At 70.7% G+C, this 22,071-nt stretch carries 20 protein-coding genes; 11 read left to right on the top strand and 9 right to left on the bottom strand.

Annotated features, from left to right (window positions below):
• Positions 1–120: 120 nt before the first annotated feature.
• Both ACYQPG_RS23820 and ACYQPG_RS23815 read left to right on the top strand, forming a co-directional pair.
• Complete coding sequence (locus ACYQPG_RS23820; RefSeq protein ID WP_419830391.1) at positions 121–465, top strand: DUF6460 domain-containing protein; 345 nt, start codon at positions 121–123, stop codon at positions 463–465.
• A 38-nt stretch (positions 466–503) separates the two neighbouring features.
• Positions 504–1,880, top strand: coding sequence for an MATE family efflux transporter (locus ACYQPG_RS23815; protein WP_461231889.1), 1,377 nt, complete (start codon positions 504–506; stop codon positions 1,878–1,880).
• Positions 1,881–1,956: 76 nt separating this feature from the next.
• Here ACYQPG_RS23815 and ACYQPG_RS23810 read toward each other — a convergent pair whose 3' ends face one another.
• Positions 1,957–2,295 (bottom strand): YMGG-like glycine zipper-containing protein, encoded by a 339-nt coding sequence (locus ACYQPG_RS23810; RefSeq protein ID WP_147906628.1) that lies wholly within the window; start codon positions 2,293–2,295, stop codon positions 1,957–1,959.
• 216 nt (positions 2,296–2,511) lie between these two features.
• Between ACYQPG_RS23810 and ACYQPG_RS23805 the strand changes: the two genes are divergently transcribed.
• The 6 genes from ACYQPG_RS23805 to ACYQPG_RS23780 all read left to right on the top strand — a co-directional run bounded on the left by ACYQPG_RS23805 (position 2,512) and on the right by ACYQPG_RS23780 (position 7,761).
• Positions 2,512–3,405: an HpcH/HpaI aldolase/citrate lyase family protein gene (locus ACYQPG_RS23805; protein ID WP_461231888.1), complete on the top strand. Its 894-nt coding sequence runs from the start codon at positions 2,512–2,514 to the stop codon at positions 3,403–3,405.
• A 398-nt stretch (positions 3,406–3,803) separates the two neighbouring features.
• Positions 3,804–4,661, top strand: a complete 858-nt coding sequence (locus ACYQPG_RS23800) for a MipA/OmpV family protein (protein ID WP_461231887.1) — start codon at positions 3,804–3,806, stop codon at positions 4,659–4,661.
• Positions 4,662–4,864: 203 nt separating this feature from the next.
• On the top strand, positions 4,865–6,034 hold the full coding sequence (locus ACYQPG_RS23795) for an SDR family oxidoreductase (RefSeq protein WP_461231886.1): 1,170 nt from the start codon (positions 4,865–4,867) through the stop codon (positions 6,032–6,034).
• A 450-nt stretch (positions 6,035–6,484) separates the two neighbouring features.
• Positions 6,485–6,898: a VOC family protein gene (locus ACYQPG_RS23790; protein ID WP_461231884.1), complete on the top strand. Its 414-nt coding sequence runs from the start codon at positions 6,485–6,487 to the stop codon at positions 6,896–6,898.
• Positions 6,899–6,946: 48 nt separating this feature from the next.
• Positions 6,947–7,240, top strand: coding sequence for an SRPBCC domain-containing protein (locus tag ACYQPG_RS23785; protein WP_461231883.1), 294 nt, complete (start codon positions 6,947–6,949; stop codon positions 7,238–7,240).
• A gap of 41 nt (positions 7,241–7,281) precedes the next feature.
• The gene (locus ACYQPG_RS23780) at positions 7,282–7,761 is read left to right on the top strand and encodes a VOC family protein (protein WP_461231882.1); all 480 of its coding nucleotides are present in this window, start codon (positions 7,282–7,284) and stop codon (positions 7,759–7,761) included.
• A gap of 10 nt (positions 7,762–7,771) precedes the next feature.
• Here ACYQPG_RS23780 and ACYQPG_RS23775 read toward each other — a convergent pair whose 3' ends face one another.
• From ACYQPG_RS23775 to ACYQPG_RS23760, 4 genes are all read right to left on the bottom strand, one after another.
• On the bottom strand, positions 7,772–8,050 hold the full coding sequence (locus ACYQPG_RS23775; protein ID WP_147906633.1) for a hypothetical protein: 279 nt from the start codon (positions 8,048–8,050) through the stop codon (positions 7,772–7,774).
• Positions 8,047–10,344, bottom strand: a complete 2,298-nt coding sequence (locus ACYQPG_RS23770) for an FdhF/YdeP family oxidoreductase (protein ID WP_461231881.1) — start codon at positions 10,342–10,344, stop codon at positions 8,047–8,049. Before ACYQPG_RS23770 ends, ACYQPG_RS23775 begins: the two co-directional genes overlap by 4 nt.
• 282 nt (positions 10,345–10,626) lie before the next feature.
• Entirely contained in the window at positions 10,627–11,703 is a 1,077-nt protein-coding gene (locus tag ACYQPG_RS23765) for a quinone-dependent dihydroorotate dehydrogenase (protein WP_419830386.1), read from the bottom strand.
• On the bottom strand, positions 11,700–12,050 hold the full coding sequence (locus ACYQPG_RS23760; protein ID WP_147937846.1) for a DUF952 domain-containing protein: 351 nt from the start codon (positions 12,048–12,050) through the stop codon (positions 11,700–11,702). The genes ACYQPG_RS23765 and ACYQPG_RS23760 overlap by 4 nt, the downstream gene beginning before the upstream one ends.
• Before the next feature lie 620 nt (positions 12,051–12,670).
• Between ACYQPG_RS23760 and ACYQPG_RS23755 the strand changes: the two genes are divergently transcribed.
• The 3 genes from ACYQPG_RS23755 to ACYQPG_RS23745 all read left to right on the top strand — a co-directional run bounded on the left by ACYQPG_RS23755 (position 12,671) and on the right by ACYQPG_RS23745 (position 15,608).
• The gene (locus tag ACYQPG_RS23755; RefSeq protein ID WP_147856975.1) at positions 12,671–13,303 is read left to right on the top strand and encodes a S24 family peptidase; all 633 of its coding nucleotides are present in this window, start codon (positions 12,671–12,673) and stop codon (positions 13,301–13,303) included.
• A gap of 108 nt (positions 13,304–13,411) precedes the next feature.
• Positions 13,412–14,506, top strand: a complete 1,095-nt coding sequence (locus tag ACYQPG_RS23750) for a two-component system sensor histidine kinase NtrB (RefSeq protein ID WP_461231880.1) — start codon at positions 13,412–13,414, stop codon at positions 14,504–14,506.
• A gap of 124 nt (positions 14,507–14,630) precedes the next feature.
• Positions 14,631–15,608, top strand: a complete 978-nt coding sequence (locus ACYQPG_RS23745) for a Tim44 domain-containing protein (protein WP_461231879.1) — start codon at positions 14,631–14,633, stop codon at positions 15,606–15,608.
• A gap of 218 nt (positions 15,609–15,826) precedes the next feature.
• Here the strand turns inward: ACYQPG_RS23745 and rsmA are convergent, their stop codons facing one another.
• The 4 genes from rsmA to lptG form a co-directional block, all read right to left on the bottom strand.
• Positions 15,827–16,681, bottom strand: a complete 855-nt coding sequence (rsmA, locus tag ACYQPG_RS23740; RefSeq protein WP_461231878.1) for a 16S rRNA (adenine(1518)-N(6)/adenine(1519)-N(6))-dimethyltransferase RsmA — start codon at positions 16,679–16,681, stop codon at positions 15,827–15,829.
• Positions 16,678–17,796, bottom strand: coding sequence for a 4-hydroxythreonine-4-phosphate dehydrogenase PdxA (gene pdxA, locus ACYQPG_RS23735; protein WP_461231877.1), 1,119 nt, complete (start codon positions 17,794–17,796; stop codon positions 16,678–16,680). The genes rsmA and pdxA overlap by 4 nt, the downstream gene beginning before the upstream one ends.
• A 506-nt stretch (positions 17,797–18,302) precedes the next feature.
• Positions 18,303–20,897, bottom strand: a complete 2,595-nt coding sequence (locus ACYQPG_RS23730; protein WP_461231876.1) for an LPS-assembly protein LptD — start codon at positions 20,895–20,897, stop codon at positions 18,303–18,305.
• 78 nt (positions 20,898–20,975) lie between these two features.
• Positions 20,976–22,064, bottom strand: a complete 1,089-nt coding sequence (gene lptG / locus ACYQPG_RS23725) for an LPS export ABC transporter permease LptG (RefSeq protein WP_419830382.1) — start codon at positions 22,062–22,064, stop codon at positions 20,976–20,978.
• Positions 22,065–22,071: the final 7 nt, after the last annotated feature.

Below are 22,071 nucleotides of genomic sequence, written 5' to 3'. Positions count from 1 at the left end.
CGTGGGTGAAACCCGCTAACGCCCGATCCGGGATCCGGTTTCGACGCGGTGTTGTGTGCCGGCCACGGTTCCGCCCGTTTCCTCGCCGATCCCGACCCTTTCTGGCTTCATGAGGACGCGATGCTCGTCGATCACGACCGGCGCCGGCAAGGCGCTCCGCCGCCGAACGCCGCATACGGGGCTGAGACCTACCAGCGGCGGCCCTCGGCGCTGCACCGATTCCTGGGTGGCTCGCCGGCCGGAGTCTTCCTGCGCCTGCTGTTCCTGTCGGTCCTGGTCGGCGCCTTCATGTCGATGCTCGGCCTGACGCCTGGCCGGCTGTTCTGGCACGCCTACGACTCGGCCCGGGCGCTCCTGGAGATCGGCCTCGCCTCGCTGCACGATTTCGGCGGCTGGATCGTCGCGGGCGCCGTGGTCGTCATCCCGCTCTGGCTGCTCTCGCGGCTCTTCGCGACGTCGCGCTGACCGGACCGCGCATGGTCCGGCTCGGCTAAGGCCGCGGCATGACGCATCCGCCCACCGCCCCGGTCCTGCCGACGCATCGCCGCGTATTGGCACTGGCCCTGCCGATGACGCTCGCCAATGTCACGACGCCGATGCTCGGCTTCGTCGGCGCGGCGGTGATCGGCCGGCTCGGCGATGCGGCCCTGCTCGGCGCGGTTGCGCTGGGCGCCGTCATCTTCGATGCCATCTTCTGGTCGTTCGGGTCCCTACGCATGGCAACCGCGGGACTGACCGCCCAGGCGGTCGGGGCCCGGGAGGGCATTGAGGTCGACCGTATCCTGGCCCGGGCGCTGATGGCCGGCGCCGCGATCGGCCTGAGTTTGGTCGTGCTGCAATGGCCGATCGCGCAAGCCGCCTTCGCGGTCAGCGGCGCCAGCGAGGCGGTGACGTTGGGGCTCGCGACCTACTTCCATATCCGCATCCTGTCCGCGCCCTTCGTGCTGGCAAGTTATGGCGTGCTCGGCTCGGTGGTGGGGCGTGGGCGGACCGATCTCGGTCTGCTGCTGCAGGTGGCGATCAACCTGATCAATGTCGGGCTGACGCTCGCCTTCGTGCTCGGCCTCGGCCTGGGGCTCGCCGGCGCAGCGCTGGCGTCGCTCTGCGCGGAGGCGGCCGGGCTGGGGCTAGGCCTGATCGTACTGGCGCGGCTCGGATCGCGACCGTTCCGGGTGCCGCTGCGTGATCTGCGGGACGCCGCCGCCCTGCGCCGGACGCTCAGCGTCAATCTCGACGTGATCCTGCGCACCCTGGCGCTGATCACCGGCATCGTGCTGTTCTCTGCGCTCGGCGCACGCCAGGGCGACGTGGTCCTGGCGGCCAATTCCGTCCTGTGGAATCTGTTCCTGATCGGCGGCTTCTTCCTCGACGGCTTCGCCACGGCGGCGGAAACCCTGTGCGGACAAGCGGTTGGCGCGGGGAATGCGGACGGGTTCCGGCGGGCCTCCGCCTTGAGCCTGCGCTGGTGCCTGGGCTTCGGGATCGGGGTCAGCCTGCTGGCGCTCGGTGGGGGGCCGGGCTTCATCGACTTCGTCACCACGAGTGCGCCGGTGCGCGAGACCGCCCGGGCGTACCTGCCGTACGCCGCGCTGGCGCCGTTCGCGGCGGCGGCGCCATTCGCCTATGACGGGATCTATATCGGCGCGACCTGGACGCGGGCGATGCGCAACCTGATGGCGGGCGCGCTCGTGATCTACTGCGCGGCCCTGGTGCTGGTGCAGGTGTTTGGCCTCGGCAATGCCGGGCTGTGGCTGGCCTTCGTGGCGTTCCTGGGTGCCCGCGGCCTGTTCCAGGCAGTGGCGTTTCCCCGCCTGTCCCGCGCCACGTTTCGCGGATCGACGAATTCTGCAGATGGGAATCCGACGCCAGCCTCCGCGTAGTCTGCGAAGCGTAAGCCGCGGCCCCCGAAACCGAGGTCGTTCTTCGAAGAATTGCGGTCCGGGCGCGCGGCCCGGCTCAGCGCGGATCCTTCCAGGCCGTGGCGGCCGGCGGCGCAGCCCGGGCGACCGTCCCAGTTGTGCGCGGGATCTCTGCCTCGGCGCGGCGTTGGGGCGCCCGGCGGATGCTGCCGTACCGCCGGCCCCTACGGAGGTGGCGGCGTCCGCGCTCGCTGGAATGGCCGACGAACCCGCCGACCACGGCGCCGGCGACCGCCCCGATCGGGCCGCCCACCAGGGCGCCGGCCACCGCGCCGGAGCCGACCCCCAAGGTGGTCCGGCTCTGAGCCCGGGCCGGATCGGGTGCCCCGGCCAGGACCAGGCCGGCGAGGACGAAGACGGTCGAGAGAGCGCGCATCAGACTGGATCCCGGGATCCAAGGATTGAACCCGGGCCGCCTTTAGCCGTGAGAACATGACCAAAGCACGGCTGGATCCAGCACCGCCCCGGACCGTATCAAACCGCGCGCAGACTCACCGATGGCAGGACATCGGGCGTGGCGTATCGAACGTTCTGCTCTAGGGTGCAGTGCAACGAAGGCCGGCCGGGGAGCGGCCGCAGGAGGGAGATGCCCATGGCCACGACGACGGACCTGCGCCTGCGCCGGAGCGTGCTCTACATGCCCGGCTCGAACCAGCGGGCGCTCGACAAGGCCAAGACCCTGCCGGTGGACAGCATCATCCTCGACCTCGAGGACGCGGTCGGCCCCGAGGAGAAGGAGCTCGCCCGGGAGCAGGTCTGCGCCGCGGTCAAGAGCGGCGCTTACGGCAGCCGGGAGTTGGTGATCCGGGTCAACGCCCCGCAGACCCCCTGGGGCGAGGCCGACCTCCACGCCGCCATCGAGGCCAAGCCCGACGCGATCCTGATGCCGAAGGTGTCGTCCTCGGCGGTGCTGGAGAGCATCGCCGACCGGCTCGAATCCCTCGACGCCCCGGAGGGCATCGCCGTCTGGGCGATGATCGAGACCCCGGCCTCGATCCTCAACATCCAGGAGATCGCCCGGGCCAAGCGCGATCCGCGCATGCGCCTGACCTGCCTGGTCCTGGGCACCAACGACCTCGCCAAGGACACCTGGGCCAAGATCGTGCCGGGCCGGGTGCCGATGCTGCCCTGGATGATGATGGCGCTCGCCGCCGCCCGGGCCGAGGGCCTGGCGATCCTGGACGGCGTCTACAACGACATCGCGGACACGGAAGGCTGCCGCGACGAGTGCCGCCAAGCCCGCGACCTCGGCTTCGATGGCAAGACCCTGATCCACCCGACCCAACTGGAGCCGGCCAACGCCTCGTTCGCGCCCACCGCCGAGGAGGTGCGCCGGGCCAAGCTGGTGATCGAGGCGTTCGAGCGCCCGGAATACGCCAAGCGCGGCGCGATCAAGCTCGAAGGCCGCCTCTACGAGCGCCAGCACCTCGGCGTGAACCGCCGGGCCGTGACCTGGGCCGAGGCGATCAGGGCGAAGGGGTTCTGAGATCGGGTGTCCGACGCGGGTTCCGGCCCGCGTCGAGATCGTGGTGGGCGTGTCCCGGGGCGGGCGGCGCAGCCCGCGTCGGTACGCGCTTGAACGGACGCGCGGCGCTACCACACGGGATACGCGGGTTGCACGGTTCCCCTCTCGAGGGCCGATCCTCCATATCTGATCACCTGCACCGTCATTCCGGGGCGCCGCTCGGCCGATCGCGGCTCGGACGACGGCAATCGACAGCGATTCGCCTGACAGCTCGGTGCACGCCCTCCCAAAACTCATCGGCCGGCGCGGCGAGCCCCGGCGGATCCTGGGTGCGCGCGTGGACGATTGACCCATCGCCGTTAACATGGGCGTGTCATGGGAGAGGTCTTTAAGCCTAGCGTGACAGAAGGACCGTGACGGTGCCCCGCCTGCCCGTGCACGCCCGTGCACTCCCGAATCGATGGCCCCGGCGTGCCGTACGGCCCGGCCCGTACCTCTTGGCGGCCCTGGCGCTTTGCCCGGCCACGGCGCGCGCCGACGACCTCAGCGCGCTGTTCGATCACAACACCATCGTCTCGGTCGGCGGTTTCGCCGGCGCCGGCCCGCGCTTCCAGGGAAGCCGGGCGGCCGGGCTCTGGGGTTTGCCCTACCTGTCGTTCCGCAAGGCCGACGAACCCCGCGACTGGTGGTCCCCGGACGATGGCCTCGATGCCACGCTCGTGGGCGAAGGCCCGGTCCAGCTGGGTGCCGTCCTCGATTTCCGGGAAGGCCGGTCCCGCCGCGACGACCAGCGCCTCGCCGGCCTGCCGCACTTGCCGGCCACGGTCGGGCTCGGCCTGTTCGGAGAGGTCTGGCCGGTCCCCGATACGTTCAGGCTGCGGGCCGAAGTCACGCAGGGCGTCCGCGCCCATGACGGGATCATCGCCAAGCTGGCGGCCGACTGGGTGGACCATTTCGGACGGTTCACCCTCAGCCTGGGCCCCCGTTTCGTGGTCGGCGATGCCGCCGCCATGCATCTGGATTTCGACGTCCCGGTCGCCACGACGCTCGTGAATCCTGTCCTGGCCCCGTACCGGGCTTCGGCCGGACCGCGTTCCGCCGGAGCGACGGCGACGCTGAGCTACGATTGGTCCGACGCATGGCAGAGCCTCGGCTATGTCCGCTACGACCGGCTGATCGCCGCGGCGGCGGCGAGCCCGATCGTGCGCCGCGTCGGAACCGCGAACGAACTCACGGTTGCGGTCGGGGCGATCTACTCATTCCGCATGTTTCCTTGAACTTGGACAAAGACCAACGAGCGGTCTTCTTCTTGATCGCATAGATCACGCGTTCGTGAGTATCTTCCGCCAAACGATCACGGGCCCGTGATGACTGTGGCTGATCGGGCACGGTCGAAAAAAGTTCATGTTTTAAGCTGCCGCCGCGGGATTGTTTCCGAAGTTTTGCGCTACTCACTCTCCCTATCGAGCGGAGAGCACCGTTGGCACGCATACTTCTGACGGGCGGGACCGGGTTGATCGGCGGCGCCGTGCTTCACCAGGCCCTCAGCCGCGACGACGACGCGAGCTGGGTCTGCCTGGTCCGGTGCACGAGCGTGGAGCAGGGGCGCCAGCGCATCGCCGCGCGCCTGGAGCGGTTCACCGACGCGTTCACGGCCCAGCGCCTGGTGCGCAAGATCGAGATCGTGCCCGGCGACTTCACCCGGGCGGACCTCGACATGGATCCGCGGCTCGACGCGTGCACCCACGTGCTCCACCTCGCCGCCGACACCTCGTGGTGGGGCGGCGAGCGCGTGTTCCGGACCAACCAAGACGGCACCCTGGCGCTCGCCCGCCGGGCCCGGGCCATGCCGGGATTGCAGCGGTTCCTGCATGTCGGAACCGCCATGATCTGCGGTGCGGGCGCCCCCAGCCTGGTGGAGGAGGCGGCTTATCCCGATGCCGACGCCCAGCACATCGTCGGCTACACCGAATCGAAGGCGGCGACCGAGACATCGCTCGCCGCGCTATTCCCCGACCTGCCGATCGTGGTGGCGCGCCCATCGATCGTCGTCGGTCATGCGACGCTCGGCGCCGCGCCGAGTTCGAGCATCCTCTGGGTCCTGCGCGCCGCCGACGCCCTGCGCATGCTGCCCTGCAGCCCGGAGAGCTGCGTCGACATCGTTCCGGCCGACTGGGTCGCCGAGATGCTGATCGGCCTCCTCGCGAAGCGTGAGCTGAACCACACCCTCTATCACCTCTCCGCGGGCACCGCCGGGCGGACCCGCTGGGCCGACGTGATCGCCGCCTTCGAGGCGGCGGATCCGAGCGACGGGGTGCGTGCCTTCCAGCGCTTCGATCTCGAGCGCGACCACGCCCGGTTGCGCAAGCGCTTCGCAGAGGTGTTCGGCCTGAACGACGCGTCCAAGCGGGCGATGCTGCGTGCCACCCGCGCCTACTACGCCTTCTGCGCCCTCGACCTCACCTTCGCCAACGACAGGCTGCTCGAGGACGGGTTCGCGCAGGCGCCGTCGCTCGCCTCGTATCTTCCGGTGTGCCTCGCGAACTCGGGGACGATCGTCGAGCAGTTCGCCGACGACATGGAGATGTTCGCGCCGGGCCCCAGCGCGGACGCCGCGCACTCGGACCGGCCGCTAGCGGCGATCGCGTGAATTTCGCCGGCGATCTGGACTGACGAGACGCGACGGCGCAAGTCTTTGATCCGACGATGGTTCTGGATCCCGGGCTCCGCTTCGCGGCCCCGGGATGACGAAGCTGCCTTCAAAGCGGCTTCTACAAAGACCAGGGGGCGCCGGACAGGCGGGACGGTTCGATGCCGACAGCTGCTGCAAACACCTTGCAAGGGCTGGGTCTCGTCCCTTTGGGAAGCCGGGTTCCCCTTTCCCGACCCGCTTTGCGGGCCATCCTCTTCCGCACCGGGGTGAGGGTGCGCGCCTGGGTCCGCCGGTTAATCTCATGCGGCCCGCGTTTCAAATATTCGATCCCCATTCGCGCGCCGCTCGACGGATTACACACGGGATGAGACACTATTCGACCGGCCGAATCGGACCGTGTCGAACGCATGGATCCTGGGCGCGCGGCCGCGATCGGAGGCTCACGCCATGAGCAGCGCGAATCCAGACATCCCGGCCCCGGTGAAGGGCGGGCTGGTGGCCTACCTGACCGTGGACGGCGCCTTGAGAGCGGCCGAGTTCTACGGGCGCGCCTTCGGGGCCGAAATCGTCACCGCGATGCCGGCGGACGACCAGGGCCGGACCATGCACGTGCACCTTTACGTCAACGGGTCGTCGTTGATGCTGAGCGACGCCTTCCCGGAGCATGGCCACCCGCTGCAGGCGCCGCAGGCGTTTTCCCTCATGCTGATGGTCGAGGATATCGACGCGCGCTACGCCGAGGCCGTCGCGGCGGGCGCGACCGCCTTGATGCCGCCGGCCGAGATGTTCTGGGGCGACCGCTACGGCCAGTTGCGCGATCCGTTCGGGATCATCTGGGCCATGAACCAGCGCAAGGGCTGACGGCCCGCGCGCGCGATCCCGAACCCGCCCACGCTTCCGAGCCCCGCCATGACCGATCCGACCGGGCGCGACCTCGTCCTCACGCGCAGCATCGCCGCATCCCCGGCAGCGCTCTACCCGGCCCGGACCGAGCCGGATCTCCTGAAGCGCTGGTTCGCACCCGCGCCCTTCACGGTCTCGGAGGCCGAGACCGACCTGCGCACCGGGGGCGCCACCCGGATCGTCATGCGGGCGTCCGACGGCTCGAAATTCCAGAGCGCGGGTGTCCATGAGGCCATGGGCTTCCACGAGGGCTGGGGCCGCTGCGCCGATCAGCTCGCCGAACTCGCGGCCGGTTTGTAGGCCGCGCGACGGGTCCAATCCCCCCGGACGGAGGTCTCGTCATGGCGACGGTCAGCACCTGCCTGTGGTTCGCGGACGACGCGGAGGCGGCCGCGCGCTTCTACGTGTCGCTGGTGCCCGGCTCCAGCCTCGGGCCGATCCTGCGGGCGCCCGGACCCTGGCCCGGCGGCGCGCCGGGCGCCGCGATCCTGGTGGCGTTCACCCTGGGCGGCCAGAGCTTCCAGGCGCTCAACGGCGGCGTCCCGGCGCAGTACGGCACCGCCGCGTCGATTGCGGTGTCCTGCGCGGATCAGGCGGACGTCGACCGGCTGTGGGACGCCCTCACCGCGGAGGGCGGGGCGGCGATCCAGTGCGGCTGGCTGCGCGACCGCTGGGGCGTGCCCTGGCAGATCGTCCCGGAGGCCCTGCCGCGGCTGCTCGCAGATTCCGATCCCGCGGTGGCGGCCCGGGTGTTCGCCGCCATGCAGACCATGGTGAAGCTCGACGTCGCGGCCCTGGATGCGGCCGCCGCCACGCCTTGAACGGTGAAGCCTAGGCGGCCGCCCCGTAGCGCGTGCGCTGGGTGCGCGCATCCCGGGCGGTCACCGCCACGTGGCCCGCCTCCTCCAGCCCCGAGAGGGCACGCAGCACCAGGGCGTGCTCCACCGCGAAGGTGCGGGCGAAGGCACGGCTATCGCCGGGCAGGCCGAGGGAAAGGGCTGCGAGCAGCCCGGCCTCCAGCGGCATCATCCCGGGATGGGCCGCCGTCACGCGGTCGAGGGCGGCGACGAACGCCGCCTCGTCCAGGGGACGGTCCGCGGGCCCGCTCACGCGGCCGCGCGGGCCTGCAGGGTCACGAGCACCGATTTCGAGGTCGGCGTGTCGCTCTTCTCACCGAAGGTCGAGAGCGGCACCAGCACGTTCAGCTCCGGGTAGTAGCCGGCCACCGCGCCCCGGGGCATGTCGAACGGGACGAGGCGGAAATCCTCGGCCCGCCGGGTCACGCCGTCGGCATGGAGGCCGACGATGTCGACGCGCTCGCCGATCCGATCGCGGATCTCGGCGAGGTCGTCCGGGTGGGCGAACAGCACCTTCCGTTCGCCGTAGACGCCGCGATAGCGGTCATCGAGGCCGTAGATCGTGGTGTTGTACTGGTCGTGGCTGCGGAAGGTCTGGAGAACGTAGGTGTCCGCGGATTTCCGGGCGACCTGATGCTCGGTCTCGGCCGGCAGGGCGTCGGCGGAGAAGTTGGCCCGGCCCGTGGCGGTCTCGAACACCCGCTCGGCGGCGAGGTTGCGCAGCATGAAGCCGCGCGGCTTGCGCACCCGTGTATTGTACTCCGCAAAGCCCGGGATCGTCGCGGCGATCGCCTCGCGGATCCGGTCGTAATCGGCCGCCAGTCCGGCCCAGTCGATCGCGGCCGAACCGACGGTGGCCTGGGCCATGCCGGCGATGATCGCGATCTCGGAGCGCAGCTCCTTCGAGGCCGGCTTGTTGATGCCGCCCGAGCCGTGGACCATGCTCATCGAATCCTCGACGGTCACGATCTGGGTCTTGCCGGCCGCGTTCCGGTCGATCTCGGTGCGGCCCATGCAGGGCAGCAGGTAGCCGATGGCGCCCGGCACAAGGTGGGCGTGGTTGAGCTTGGTCGCGATGTGGACGGTGAGGCGGCAGGCGGCGAGCGCCTGCGCCACCACGGGCGTATCCGGCGTCGCGCGAAGGAAGTTTCCGCCGAGCCCGATGAAGGCCTTCGACGTGCCGTCGCGCATCGCCCGGATCGCCGCCAGGACGTTGTGGCCGTGCCGGCGCGGCATGGCGAGGCCGAAATGCCGCTCCAGCGATTCGAGGAAGGCCACCGGCGGGCGCTCGTTGATGCCGACCGTGCGGTCACCCTGGACGTTGGAATGGCCGCGCACCGGGCATAGGCCGGCCCCGGGCCGGCCGATATGGCCGCGCAGGAACAACAGGTTGGCGATCTCCCGCACGGTCGCCACCGAATGGCGGTGCTGGGTCACGCCCATGGCCCAGGTGGCGATCACCCGCCGCGCGCCGAGATAGACATCCGCCATGGCGGAGATGTCCTCGTAGGTCAGGCCCGACTGGTCGAGGATCGCATCCCAGGCGGTCGCCTCCACGGCGGCCCGGTAGGCGTCGAGACCCGCGGTGTGGTGCTCCAGGAAGGCTCGGTCGAGCAGCGACGGCCGCCCGGCCGCGAGGGCCTCGGCGTCGCGGGCGAACACGATCTTGGCGATGCCCCGGAAGGCCGCCATGTCGCCGCCGGAGCGCGGCTGGAGGTAGTGGCTGGCGATCGGCTGGCTGGAGCCGCGCAGCATCTCGACGGTGTTCTGCGGGTCGGCGAAGCGCTCCAGCCCGCGCTCGCGCACGGGGTTCAGCACCACGACCTGGGCGCCGCGCTCGGCCGCCCGGCGCAGGTCGCCGAGCATGCGCGGATGGTTGGTGCCGGGATTCTGGCCGACGCAGAAGATCGCGTCCGCCTTCTCGAAATCCTCCAGCAGCACCGTGCCCTTGCCGATGCCGATGGCGTCGATCAGGGCGACGCCGCTGGCCTCGTGGCACATGTTCGAGCAGTCGGGAAAGTTGTTGGTCCCGTAGGAGCGGGCGAACAGCTGGTAGAGATAGGCCGCCTCGTTGGAGGCGCGGCCCGAGGTGTAGAACTCGGCCTGGTCGGGGGTGTCGAGGCCGCGCAACGTCGCGCCGATCTCGGCGAAGGCCTCGTCCCAGCTCACCGGCAGGTAGCGGTCGCTCGCCGCATCGTAGCGCATCGGGTGGGTGAGGCGGCCTTCGCCCTCCAGGGCGTAGTCGCTCCAGCCGCGCAGCTCGGTGAGCGTGTGGCGGGCGAAGAAGGCGGGCGGCGTGCGCTTGTCGGTGGCCTCCCAGGACACCGCCTTCACGCCGTTCTCGCAGAACTCGAACGACGAACCGTGCTCCGGGTCGCCCCAGGCGCAGCCCGGGCAATCGAACCCGTCGGGCTGGTTCGCCTTCAGCAGCGCACGGGCCCCCGTCAGCGGAGCGCGCGAGCCGAACAAGTGCTTGCCGCAACTCTTCAGAGCACCCCAGCCGCCGGCGGCGGATGAGCGCTTGGGAGCCCCGTCAGGCTGGGCCATGAATTGTCCTGGATGTTCTCATGAAAGCGAGTTGGCTCGCCAATTCGCAACCGCGAGATAAGCGGCTTGGGATACCGCTCACAATGGCGTGCAGGCGCAGGCCCCTCATGCATGGGGCACAGACTAAGTCTCCGCTCGGCAAAGCCTTTCTAAACTCGCGGGTGCGACCGGCGGCGGTTGACCGGGTCGCCGGCAATTCGAAGCCCCGCACGCCGCCCTGGCATGCTGCAACCCGGGCGCGATGACGGAGTGCGTGTGGGACCGGCACGGGCCGACGGCGGCTCAGGCCGCGCGGGCGAGATCCGCGGCGCCCCGGCCGACGACCTGGCTGAGCGAGGCCAGCCCGTTCGCGGCCATCCGCTGGACGAGGCCGGCCTTGATGCGATCCACCAGCCCTGGCCCGTCATAGACCAGCGCCGAATAGAGCTGGACCAGGCTCGCACCGGCCTCGATCTTGGTCCAGGCGGCCTCGGCGGAATCGACGCCGCCGACGCCGATCAGGGGAAGCGTGTCGCCGACGCGGAGGCGGGTCTGGGCTAGCATCCGGGTAGCCGGGCCGAACAGCGGCCGGCCGGAGAGGCCGCCGGTCTCGCGGGCCAGGGTCTTCTCCCGCAGGCTCTCGGGCCGGGCCACCGTGGTGTTCGAGACCACCAAAGCCTGGACCCCGCGCTTCAGCGCCGTGGCGCAGATCGCGTCGAGGGCATCCAGCGCGAGGTCGGGGGCGATCTTCAGGAGTACCGCCGCCTTGGCGCCGGCCGCGTCCCGCGCTTCGACGGTGCGGGCGAGCAGTTCGTCCAAAAAAGCCTCGCCCTGCAGGTCGCGCAGGCCCGGCGTGTTGGGCGATGACACGTTGACGGTGACGAAATCGACCAGGGGCGCCAGGGTCCCGGTGCAGGCGACGTAATCGGCCAGCCGGTCGGTGGAGTCCTTGTTGGCTCCGATATTGACCCCGACGAGGCCGGGCCGGCCAGCCCGGGCCCTGAGCCGCGCCGCCACCGTCGCCAGGCCTTCGCTATTCAGGCCGTAGCGGTTGATCACCGCCCGGTCGGCCGCGAGGCGGAACGCTCGCGGCTTCGGGTTGCCGGGTTGCGGCCGCGGCACCACGCCGCCGACCTCCACGAAGCCGAAGCCGAGGCCGAGCATCGCGTCCGGCACCCGGGCCCCCTTGTCGAAGCCGGCCGCGAGGCCGACCGGATTGGGGAAACGGCGCCCGAGCAGATCCACGGCGAGGCGCGGGTCGTCCGTGGCGGGCTTACCCGGGGGCAGCAGCGCGAGGGCGCGTAGGGTCAGGTCGTGGGCGCTCTCGGCATCGAGGCGAAGCAGCAGCGGGCGGACCAGCGGGAAGGCGGCGGCGATCATGCGCGCGGGAGTCCCGCCGGCAGGACATGCTGCCCATCCGGCCCGAGGGGCAGATCCTCCACCGACGCCACCGCCGTGAGCGGCAGGTCACCGTAGAGGTGCGGGAACAGAGCGCCGCCGCGCGACGGCTCGTAGACCAGGGCCGCGCCCAGGGTCTCGGCCTCCACGGCGATCAGCAGCAGGTCGGCCTGGCCGGCGAAATGGCGGTCCGCCGTCTCGGCGGTCTGCGCGGCGGTGGAGAAGTGGATGAAGCCGTCGGCCCGGTCGACGGGCGCCCCGGTGAACCGGCCCGCCGCCTCGGCCTCGCGCCAGAGCGCACGCGGACAGATCTTGTAGATGAGCGGCATCGGCACTCCCTGGAAAGCGCAGGGTCCATAGCCCATCGCTCCGGGGACCGGAACCAGGGCCGAAGGAGCGTGCGCGCCGATCAATCCCACCGGTCCTGTCGCAGGAGCCGTTTCGAGGCGGCTGCGACGGCAGACCGGAGACCAACCCCGTCATCCCGGGGCCGCGAAGCGGAGCCCGGGATCCGGAGATACATGCCGCGCAAGGTGTTGCACTCTCGGCGGTTCTGGATCCCGGGCTCGCCTGCGGCGCCCCGGGATGACGGGGTGGATCCTGGATACGGCCTCGGACATGCGGAATCCGCAGCAGGCCTGTCTCCGGACGACACGCCCACCGCAGACCGCGCCATCCGCTGGCAACACACGGAAACCAGATCGATGCCAACGGCGATTGCATTCTGTAGGTTGTAGTTCTACTTTCCTACGACTAGGCTGAGCGTCACAGAACCGTGTCCGAAACGGGTCACTCGGGCCGGCTCGTGGCGGTCTTCAATATACCGCGCTCCTCGGGTGATTTCAGTCCGAATCCTCCGGGGAGACTGCCTCTGTGCCTCCGCGGCAGCCGGCAGCCGGCTGGCGAGACGGGGGTGCCGGCCCGCTCACGTTGAGCCTTCGAGCCCGACATGCTGTCTCACGAGCAGATCTGGAACGCCATCGACCGCCTGGCGGAGCGACACGGCTACTCCGCCTCCGGGCTCGCCCGCCGCGCGGGCCTCGATGCGACGAGCTTCAACCGTTCCAAGCGGATCGGCGCCGACGGGCGCAAGCGCTGGCCCTCCACGGAATCGGTCTCGAAGGTGCTGGCCGCCACCGGCGCAAGCCTCGACGAGTTCCTGCGCCTGATCGAGGCCCGGGAGATCCCGGCCCGCACCATGGTGCCGCTGATCGGCCTGACCCAGGCCGGGGCCGGACGCCTGTTCACCGATGAGGGCATGCCCACCGGCGGGGCCGGCTGGGAGGAGATCGAGTTCCCCGATCTGGGCGAGGAGCGCGCCTTCGCGCTGGAGATCCAGGGCGATTCCATGCAGCCGCTGTTCCGCGACGGGGACGTGCTGATCGTGTCGCCCACCGCCAGCGTGCGCAAGGGCGACCGTGTCGTGGTGCGCCTCCACGGTGGCGAGGTCCTCGCCAAAGAGTTGCGGCGGCGTACCGCCCGGACCGTGGAGCTGGTCTCGCTCAATCCGGAGCACGAGGACCGGGTCCTCAATATCGGCGAGGTCGCCTGGATGGCCCGGGTGATGTGGGTCCGGCAATGAGAGTCACCGCGCTCCGGGGTTGAACCCGTCCCCCTTGGCCGCGCCGCGGTTCGCCGCTATCGCGGGCCTCGCCGCGGGTTTCCCGCACCCGCTCAGCTCGGACGCAGGATGACGCAGCCCGGGACGGATCACGGCGAGGCGGGCGGCCCGCTCACGGCGCAGGCCCGCGCACTTCTCGATGCGCTGCCCACGCCCAGTCTTCTCGTCGATGCGCAGGGTCGCGTCCGGTACGCCAACCCGGCCTTCGAGCGCCTGACCGGTCATCCGGCGCAGGCGTTTGCCGAACGCGGCCTCGAGCCGATCCTGGCGAGCCGCGGGTCGGCGCCCGATCTCTCGGGCGACGCACCGCAGGAATTCCTGGCGCAGCGGTCGGACGGGACCAGCTTCTGGGCGAGCCTTACCTTGGGGCAGCTCCCCGGGAGCGATGCGAAGATCGGCCAGATGCTCGACGTCACGGCACGGCGCGAGGCCGAGGGGGCGCTGGCTCTGTCGCGGCAGCGTGAGGCCCTGGGCTTGCTGACCAACAGCGTCGCCCACGAATTCAACAACTTCCTGCAGATCCTGATCGGCTACATCGACGGGCTGAAGCGCCGCCTGGGCGACCGGCCCGAGCCGTTCATCCAGCGGGCGCTCGTCCGCTCGGCCGACGCCACCGAGCGGGCCGCGATCCTCACGCGCCAGCTCCTGGCCTATTCGCGCCGGATCGCCCCGGACGTGCGCGCCGTGGACCTCGATGCCATCGTGGCGGAGCTGGCGGAACGCCTCGCGCCGGACTTCCCGGCCGGGATCCGCCTCGTGGTGAACCCGACGCCGGGGCTGCCCCGGGCGATCAGCAACCCGACGCAGATCGAGTTCGCCCTGCGGCATCTGGTCGCCAATGCCTGCGAGGCCATGCCGGCGGGCGGGACGCTGACGCTCTCCACCTTCCGGGTCGATCCGGGCGACCGGGCTCTGCACCAGCCGGGGCCCGGCACCGTGGGGATCCAGGTCAGCGATACCGGGCCGGGCATGTCGCCCGAGATGCTGGCCCGGGCGCTCGCGCCGTTCCAGACCAGCCACGAGGCGGGACGGGGCGCGGGCCTCGCCATCGTGCACGGCCTGATGAAGCGCCAGAACGGCACGATCACCCTGGACAGCCAGCCCGGCGAGGGCACCCGGGTGCGCCTCGGCTTCCCGGCTGCGCCGGACCGGACGCTGCACTGACGCGACGGTCGGCGACAAACGTCATCACGACGCCGAGAGGCGCGGACTAAAACCCGCGCTGAGCCGTCACCATATAGTCGTCGGCGGCTTCCGCCACTCGGTTCTCGTCCTCAGAGGCGCGTACATGCTCACCCAATTCTCGCGTCGTCGGCGCACGGCCGCCTTCCTGGCGCTCGCTGCTGCCTTGACCGTCGCGGCGCCCGTCGCGGAAGCCCGTCCGGGCGGCGGCGGGTCCTTCGGTTCGCGCGGCTCGCGGACCTACACCGCCCCCTCCGCGACGCCCACGGCGCCGGGCGGGGGCTCGACCATGCAGCGGTCCCAGACCGCGCCGTCCCCCGGGATGTCCAATCCCGGGATGCAGGCGCCGGCCGCGCCCGGTCGTCGCTTCGGCGGCGGCTTCTTTGCGGGCCTGCTCGGCGCCGGCCTGCTCGGCGCCCTGCTGGGCGGTGGCTTCTTCGGCGGCCTCGGCGGCCTCGCCTCCATGATCGGCCTGCTGTTCCAGGTCGGCCTGGTCGTGCTGGTGGTGATGCTGGCGGTGCGGTTCTTCCGCCGCCGCAGCGAGCCGGCCGGCGCCGGCGCGCCCTACGCCCGCTCGACGCTCGATGGCGGCCCCAACCAGGGCGGCCTGAATTCGGGCGGTCCGATGGGCGGCGCGGCCACCGGCGGCTCGTTCGGCGGCCAGCGTCCGGTACAGACCCGCAACGTCCAGATCGGCCCGGCCGACTACCAGGCGTTCGAGCGCCTGCTCGGCGACATCCAGGACGCCTACACCCGTGAGGATCGGGTGACGCTGGGCAACCTGGCGACGCCCGAGATGGCCGGCTACTTCGACGAGGAGCTGCGCAACAACGCGGCCCAGGGCGTGGTCAACAAGATCACGGACGTGAAGCTGCTGCAGGGCGACCTCGCGGAATCCTGGGGCGAGGACCGTACCGACTACGCCACCGTGGCGATGCGCTACGCCCTCAAGGACGTGATGGTCGACCGCGCAAGCGGCCGGGTCGTGAAGACCGAGCCCGCCCCGGAGGCCGTCGAACTCTGGACCTTCCAGCGCCAGCCCGGCCGCGGCTGGGTGCTCTCGGCGATCCAGCAGACCCGCTGATCTGGGACTTGCCGTCCCGGCCGTTCAGGCCGGGACGGGGTTATCGAGCCAGCGCCGTTTCCGCGGCGCCGGTTTTTTTGTTTTTGCGCAGATACCGGATCAAACGGCCCGGCGGCTGTAAATCCAACCCCGTCATTCCGGGGCGCCGCAGGCGAGCCCGGAAGGGCGGGGTGGTCGCTCGAGCGGGAGCGAAATGTCTGGACGCGTGACCGGCAGCGTTACCGTCCACGCTCCGCGTCCCACAGGTTGGCCAGGGTCACGAACCCGGCCACCGGCACCTCCTCGGCCCGGGCCGTCTCTAGGATCCCGGCCGCCGCCAGCAGGGCGCCGGGCTCGGGGCTCAGGGCCTTGAGGCTCTGGCGCAGCATCTTGCGGCGCTGGCCGAACGCCGCCCGGGTCACGGCCTCCAGGGCGCCGGCCCGGCAGGGCAGGGGCTGCGCCCGGGGCAACAGCCGCACGACGCTGGACGTCACCTTCGGCGGCGGCACGAAGGCCGAGGGGCTTACGTCGAACAGGATGTCGGCCTGGGTGCGCCAGCCGCACAACACGCCGAGCCGGCCGTAATCCGCCCGGTTCTCTGGGCCCGCGACGATGCGCTCGGCGACCTCGCGCTGGAACATCAGTACCGCCTGGTCCCACCAGGGCGGCCAGGCCGCGCCGTCGAGCCAACCGGTGAGCAGCGCAGTCCCGACGTTGTAGGGCAGGTTCGCGACGATCCGGACCGGGCCGGTCCCGATCAGCGGCCGGGGATCGAACGCGAGGGCGTCGGCGTCCACGACCTCCAGCCGGCCGGGATAATGCGCCGCGATCTCGGCGAGCGCCGGCAGGGCGCGGGGATCGCGTTCGATCGCCACGACCCGGGCCGCGCCCTCGGCCAGCAGCGCGCGGGTCAGGCCGCCGGGCCCGGGGCCGACCTCGACCACGGTCACGCCGTCGAGCGGCCCCGCGGCGCGCGCGATCCGGCCGGTGAGATTGAGATCGTACAGAAAGTTCTGGCCCAGCGCCTTCCTGGGCTCCAACCCATGCCGGGCGACGACATCGCGCAGGGGCGGCAGCCCGTCTCCATCGCTCACAGCTCGTCCTCGGCGTCGAAATGCTGGGCGCCCGTGGCGCGCGGCCGCCCGGCATAGATGCTGAACGGGATGATGTCGGCGCCGCCCGGGCCGGGGCCGGTGCGGGCCGCCTCGGTGTCGACGAGCCGCCGCGCGAGCCGCAGGGCGGCGATCAGGCTGTCGGGTCGCGCCACCCCGGTCCCGGCGATGTCGAAGGCGGTGCCGTGGTCCGGCGAGGTCCGTACGAACGGCAGCCCGAGGGTGACGTTGACGCCGTCGTCGAACGCGATGGTCTTGATCGGGATCAGCGCCTGATCGTGTGTCGGCGCGAGGGCGACGTCGTAGGTCGCCCGGGCGCGGGCGTGGAACAGGGTGTCGGCGGGCAGGGGCCCGCGGATGTCGATCCCGGCGGCCCGCAGCCGCGCCACCGCGGGTGCCAGCACGTCACGGTCCTCGTGCCCGATGGTCCCGGCCTCGCCGGCATGGGGGTTGAGCCCGGCGAGCACCAGGCGCGGCTCGGCCAAGCCGAACCGGTCGCGCAGGTCCCGGGCGACGATCCGGGCGGTCTCCTCCACCAGTTCCTGGGTAAGCAGGCCCGGCACGTCCTTGAGCGGGACGTGGATCGTCACCGGCACGACCGCGAGATCCGTACTCCAGATCATCATCACCGGACGCGGCGGCGTGCGGCCGGGGGCGACGGACAGGGCGGCCAGGAACTCGGTGTGGCCCGGATGGGCGAACCCGGCCCGGGTCAGGACGAACTTGGCGATCGGGTTGGTGACCACGGCACCGGCGCGCCCGGCCGCCACGAAAGCCACCGCGGCGGTGATCGACTCGATGACCGCGCCGGCATTGCCGGAATCCGGGACGCCGGGCTCGGCCGCCACCGTCGCGCCGCTCGGCAGCGGCACCACGGGCAGCGCCCGGGGAAACACCTCGGCGGCGGTCTCGGGATCGACCTCGGCCACCGGGACCGGCCGGTTCAGCCGGTTCGCGAGGCGCTCGATGAAGTCCGGGTCGGCCACGAGGAAGAACGGCGGCAGCGGATCCGCGCCGCCCCGTCCGAGCCAGGCGCTGAGGGCGAGTTCCGGGCCGATCCCGGCCGGGTCTCCGAGGGTGAGGGCGAGCGGCGGCATCGGGGGTCTATAGCGCCCGTGGGGCGGGGGCGCATCCTCTTGGGGCAGATCTCCGCTTCATCGCGGGAGGATGGCGGCAGACGCGTGTTTCTCTCCGCCTCAGCGGGTTACGAAATCGACCGTGCGCGAGACGCGCTTCTCTCTCCTGTCCCTTGTGGAGAGGAGGTGGAGGGCAGGGGTGGTTCCGGATGAGACGCAGCGCGGCGTCCCGGGGCCGCGCAGCGGAGCGCGGGATCCAGAGACGCCGACGTGTCGTGCTCCTGCACCGATAGCGGTTCTGGGTTCCGGGCTCGCCCGCGGCGCCCCGGAATGACGGCGCGGGTCATCGGATCTGGGGATCACTCTGCGAGAGATGAATCGTCCACCCCGGCTAACCCGGAGCCCTTGCGGGGAGGGGACCTACGCCGTCCGCACCAACGCAAGCCAGCAACGCGTTTGTGCGGACGGCGCGTTTTCCGGTGCGGAGCCTGCCGCGACCTAGGCTCTACCCGAAAAACCCCAGCACACTACCGCACGGTGGCGATGCCGTCCGCGGTGGTGGCGGTACCGACGTTCTGGCGCAGATCCGCTTCGCCCAGCGTCTTCAGCTCGAGGCGGAGCAGCACGGTCTGGTTGCGCTCGCGGACACCGGTCGCGGTGGCGATCGGCGAGTTGATGTAGTTGATCGAGATGGTCGTGCACTCGTCCTGGTAGCCGCCGCCGAAGCTCGCGCCGGAGAAGTAGAACCGGCCCGGGTTCTGGTAGGTGGGCACCGTGCCGATCGGGTTGGCGAGGTAGGCCGAGAGGGCATCCGTGTAGGTGTTGCGGATGTCGAGGTAGTGGGTCAGGTCCACCAGCAGCGAGCCGGAGACGAACCAGTTCGGCGTGATGTTGTAGGTGGCGCTGGCGGTCACGCCCTCGCGGTAGTGGCTGTAGCCGAGCAGCGGCTGCGCCTCGTAATACGAGTAGAACGCGGAGACGGTGAGCGGCAGGAACGGCGCGAACCGCGCCGTGGCGCCGGTCTCGAGCCGGGCGACGTGGAAGTCGGACTGGTCGAACCGCGCCCGGGTGATGAACGTGATGTTCTGGTTCGGCGAGACCTGGAACCGCCCGACGAAGTCGGAGCGCCGAGTCTCCAGGCCGGAATCCAACCCGACATTGGCGATGTCGCCCCGGCGGAACGAGTTCACCCCGGCGAGCTGGATGGACTCGCCGAACATCACGTTGGTGTACCAGCCCGAGGGCGTCACCACGGAATACTGGCCGCCGAGATTGGTGCGCACGCCGCCCTCGACCCGGTCGTAGCCGGAGAACTTGTCCCACTCGAACAGGGAGGTGTCGTCGAACACCAGGCTCTGGGCGTCCTCGTTCGGCAGGCGGCCGATCCGGGTTTCGGACGGGCGTGCGATGATCTGGCCGATCGGCTCCAGGGTGTGGACGCCGAGCGCACCGAAATTGGCGACGAACGGGTAGCGGTAATCGAGCCCGACCGCCGGCATCACCCGGCCGGCGAAGCCGTCGTCGATCTTGGCGACCTGGGGGGCGAGGTCGTTCTGGTAGCCGGAGAAGCTCGGGTTGGTGAAGAACGCGTCGGTGCGCAGATACGCGAACGGCGTGAACTTCTGGCCCCAATCGTCGATGAAGCTCCGGCGCCAGGACAGCTCCGCCGAGGCGCGGGTGTTGGTGCCGGCGAGCCCGTCGATGGCGCACAGGCCGCGTTGGAACACCGTGCAGGTCTGGTAGAGCGGGAAGCTGACGCCGTTCACGCTCGGCGAGAACAGGTAGCTCGAGGTGCGGGGCAGGCCCTGGAACTGGGTGGTCTCGCGGGTCAGGCTGGTGATGTTGGCCTGGAACCGGACCTCGCCGCCGATCTCGGCCGGGCCGTTGACGCGCTTGTCATAGTCGATCACCGGCGCGACGATCGGCTGCTGCTTCTGCCAGTCGAAGCTCGACAGACCCTTGAAGTAGTAGCCGCGCGCCTCGAACCACGACCGGTCGCCCTGTCCGACCAGGTAGGCCGTCGAGGTCGCCTCGCGGAAATAGTCCGTGGTGATGTTCTGGTTGCGGATTCTATAGTTGTCGAGGAACCACTTGTCGGTGACGCCGACGAGGTCCCAGCCGGTCCGCCAGCGGTCGTTGATGTAGAACCGCCCCTGCGATTCCACCGAGCCGCGGAAGTCGCGCTCGCCGGCCCCCAGCGGGCTCGGGAGGAACGCCGACGGAGTCGTCTGCGAGATGCCCGACAGGCGGATGTTGTAGAAGCCGTTGTCGATCCGCTGGCGGAACTCGGCTTGGCCGAGCACGCCCTGGCGGCTCAGCAGGGTCGGGGTGATGGTCAGATCGTAGTTGGGCGCGAGGTCGACGAAGTACGGCAGCGACACGCCGCGGCCGAGCGCCGTGGTCGAGATGAAGCGCGGCGTCAGGAAGCCGGTCTTGCGCTTCACGGTCGGATCCGCCGCCTCGAAATAGGGCAGGTAGGCGACCGGGATCCCGGCGATCTCCAGGGTGGAGTCGTCGAAGTAGATCGTGTGGGTCTTGTTGTCGTGGATGATCTTCTTGGCGCGGATCTGCCAGAGCGGCGGCGTCTCCGGGTTGTCCTTGCACGGCTCGCAGGCGGTGTAGCTGCCGGCCTCGAAACTGGTCTGCTCGCCGTTCAGGCGCTCGGCCCGGGGCGCCGAGAACCGCGTCCGCACCGTCTCGGTCCGCCGCTCCACGGTCTGCTGGCCGCGGAACGCGTCGACGAAGCCGGTCTTGAAGTCGTCGGTCAGCTCCATGCGTGCGCCGGTCACGACGCCGCCATCGGCCTCGGTGAGGCGGACGTTGCCCTGGGCGAAGACCCGGCCGGTGCCGCGGTCGTAGCGCACGCTGTCGGCCTGGAGGGTCCGGGGACCGAAATGCAGCTCGGCGTTGCCGCGCGCGGTCACGGTGTTGTGGTCGTTGTCGTAGATCAGCTCGTTGGCCTCGACGAGCAGCTTGTCGCCCGGCAGCTTCCCGCCCGAATTGCCGAGCTTCGGCGCAGCCATCCCCTGGGCATGCGCCGAGACGCCCCCGGCCAGCGGCGCGGCGAGTGCCAGCGCGGCCAGGAGGGCCGTCTTCCGCAGGATGTGGGCAACCTTACGCAACGCGCGACCCAACCCCTGTGACGTGATCCGCCACCAACCTCACACACCCGTCTCCCGTCCCGCGATGACTCACGGGCGTCAGCCGTCTTCCTGGTACAGAAGCGTAAGCGTACCGAGAAGACTGCCTACCACGGCGGGGAACCAGGCCGCCACCGGTGCGGCGACGAGTCCGGAGGCGCCGAGCCCCTCCATGACCTGTCGGACCACGTAGAGAGCGAAGCCCGCCGCGACGCCGCCGAGGACGAGTTTACCGACCCCACCAAAGCGGAAGAACCGTAAGGAAACGGTTGCAGCCACGATCACCATGGCCAGAAACAGGACCGGCCGGGCCCACAGGACATCGTACTGCAGACGGTATCGGGTGGCGTCGAGACCGGCCCGCTCGGTCCGCGCGATGGTTGTGGGAAGTTGCCAGAAAGGCACAGATTCCGGGGGGGTGAAGCGCTGCCGGACCTGCCCGGGGTCCAAGTTCGAGGCGATCAGGTAGGTGTCGAACGACTCAGGCGGCGCGTCCGGGGCCAGCACGCGGGCGTCCGACAGCGCCCAGTAGCCGTCGTGCAGGGTGGCCTGGGCGGCCACGATCTGCTCGGCGAACTTGCCGGCCTCGTCGAAGGTGAAGACCGAAACGCCCGCCAGGGTCGTTGTGCCCTCGATGGCGGTCTCGGCCCGGATGATCGCCTCGCCGTCCAGGCCGCGCTGGCGGATCCAGAGATCCTTGCCGGACCCCGCCTTGGTCGACTTGGCGAAGATCCGGGCCTCGATCTCGGTGGAGCGCTGCTTCAGCAGGGCGGAGACCGGGTTGTAGATGCCGACGGCCACCGCCCCCAGCGCCAGGGCCACGAAGAAGCCGGGCTGGAGGAACTGCCAGGCCGAGATCCCGGCCGCGCGCGCCACCACCAGTTCCAGCTTGCGCGAGAGCTGCAGCAGGGCTGCCATCGAGCCGAACAGCACCGCGAAGGGCAGCACGCCCTCGGCCACCGCCGGGGTGCGGTAGAGCGAGAGTAGCGCCATCAGCCCGGTGGAGGCGCCCTCGGCCTCGCCGGCCCGGCGCAGGAGCTCGACGAAGTCCAGGGTGTAGACCAGCGCGAACACGGTGACGAACACACCGAGCACCGTGCGGGCGAACCGGGCGGCGAAGTAGCGCCCGAGGGTCGGACCGATCAGCATCGTGGGC

The sequence above is a fragment of the Methylobacterium sp. CM6246 genome (assembly GCF_054818005.1).
Note: the sequence above shows the minus strand (reverse complement) of the source record. Positions and strands in the feature narration are given on the sequence as shown.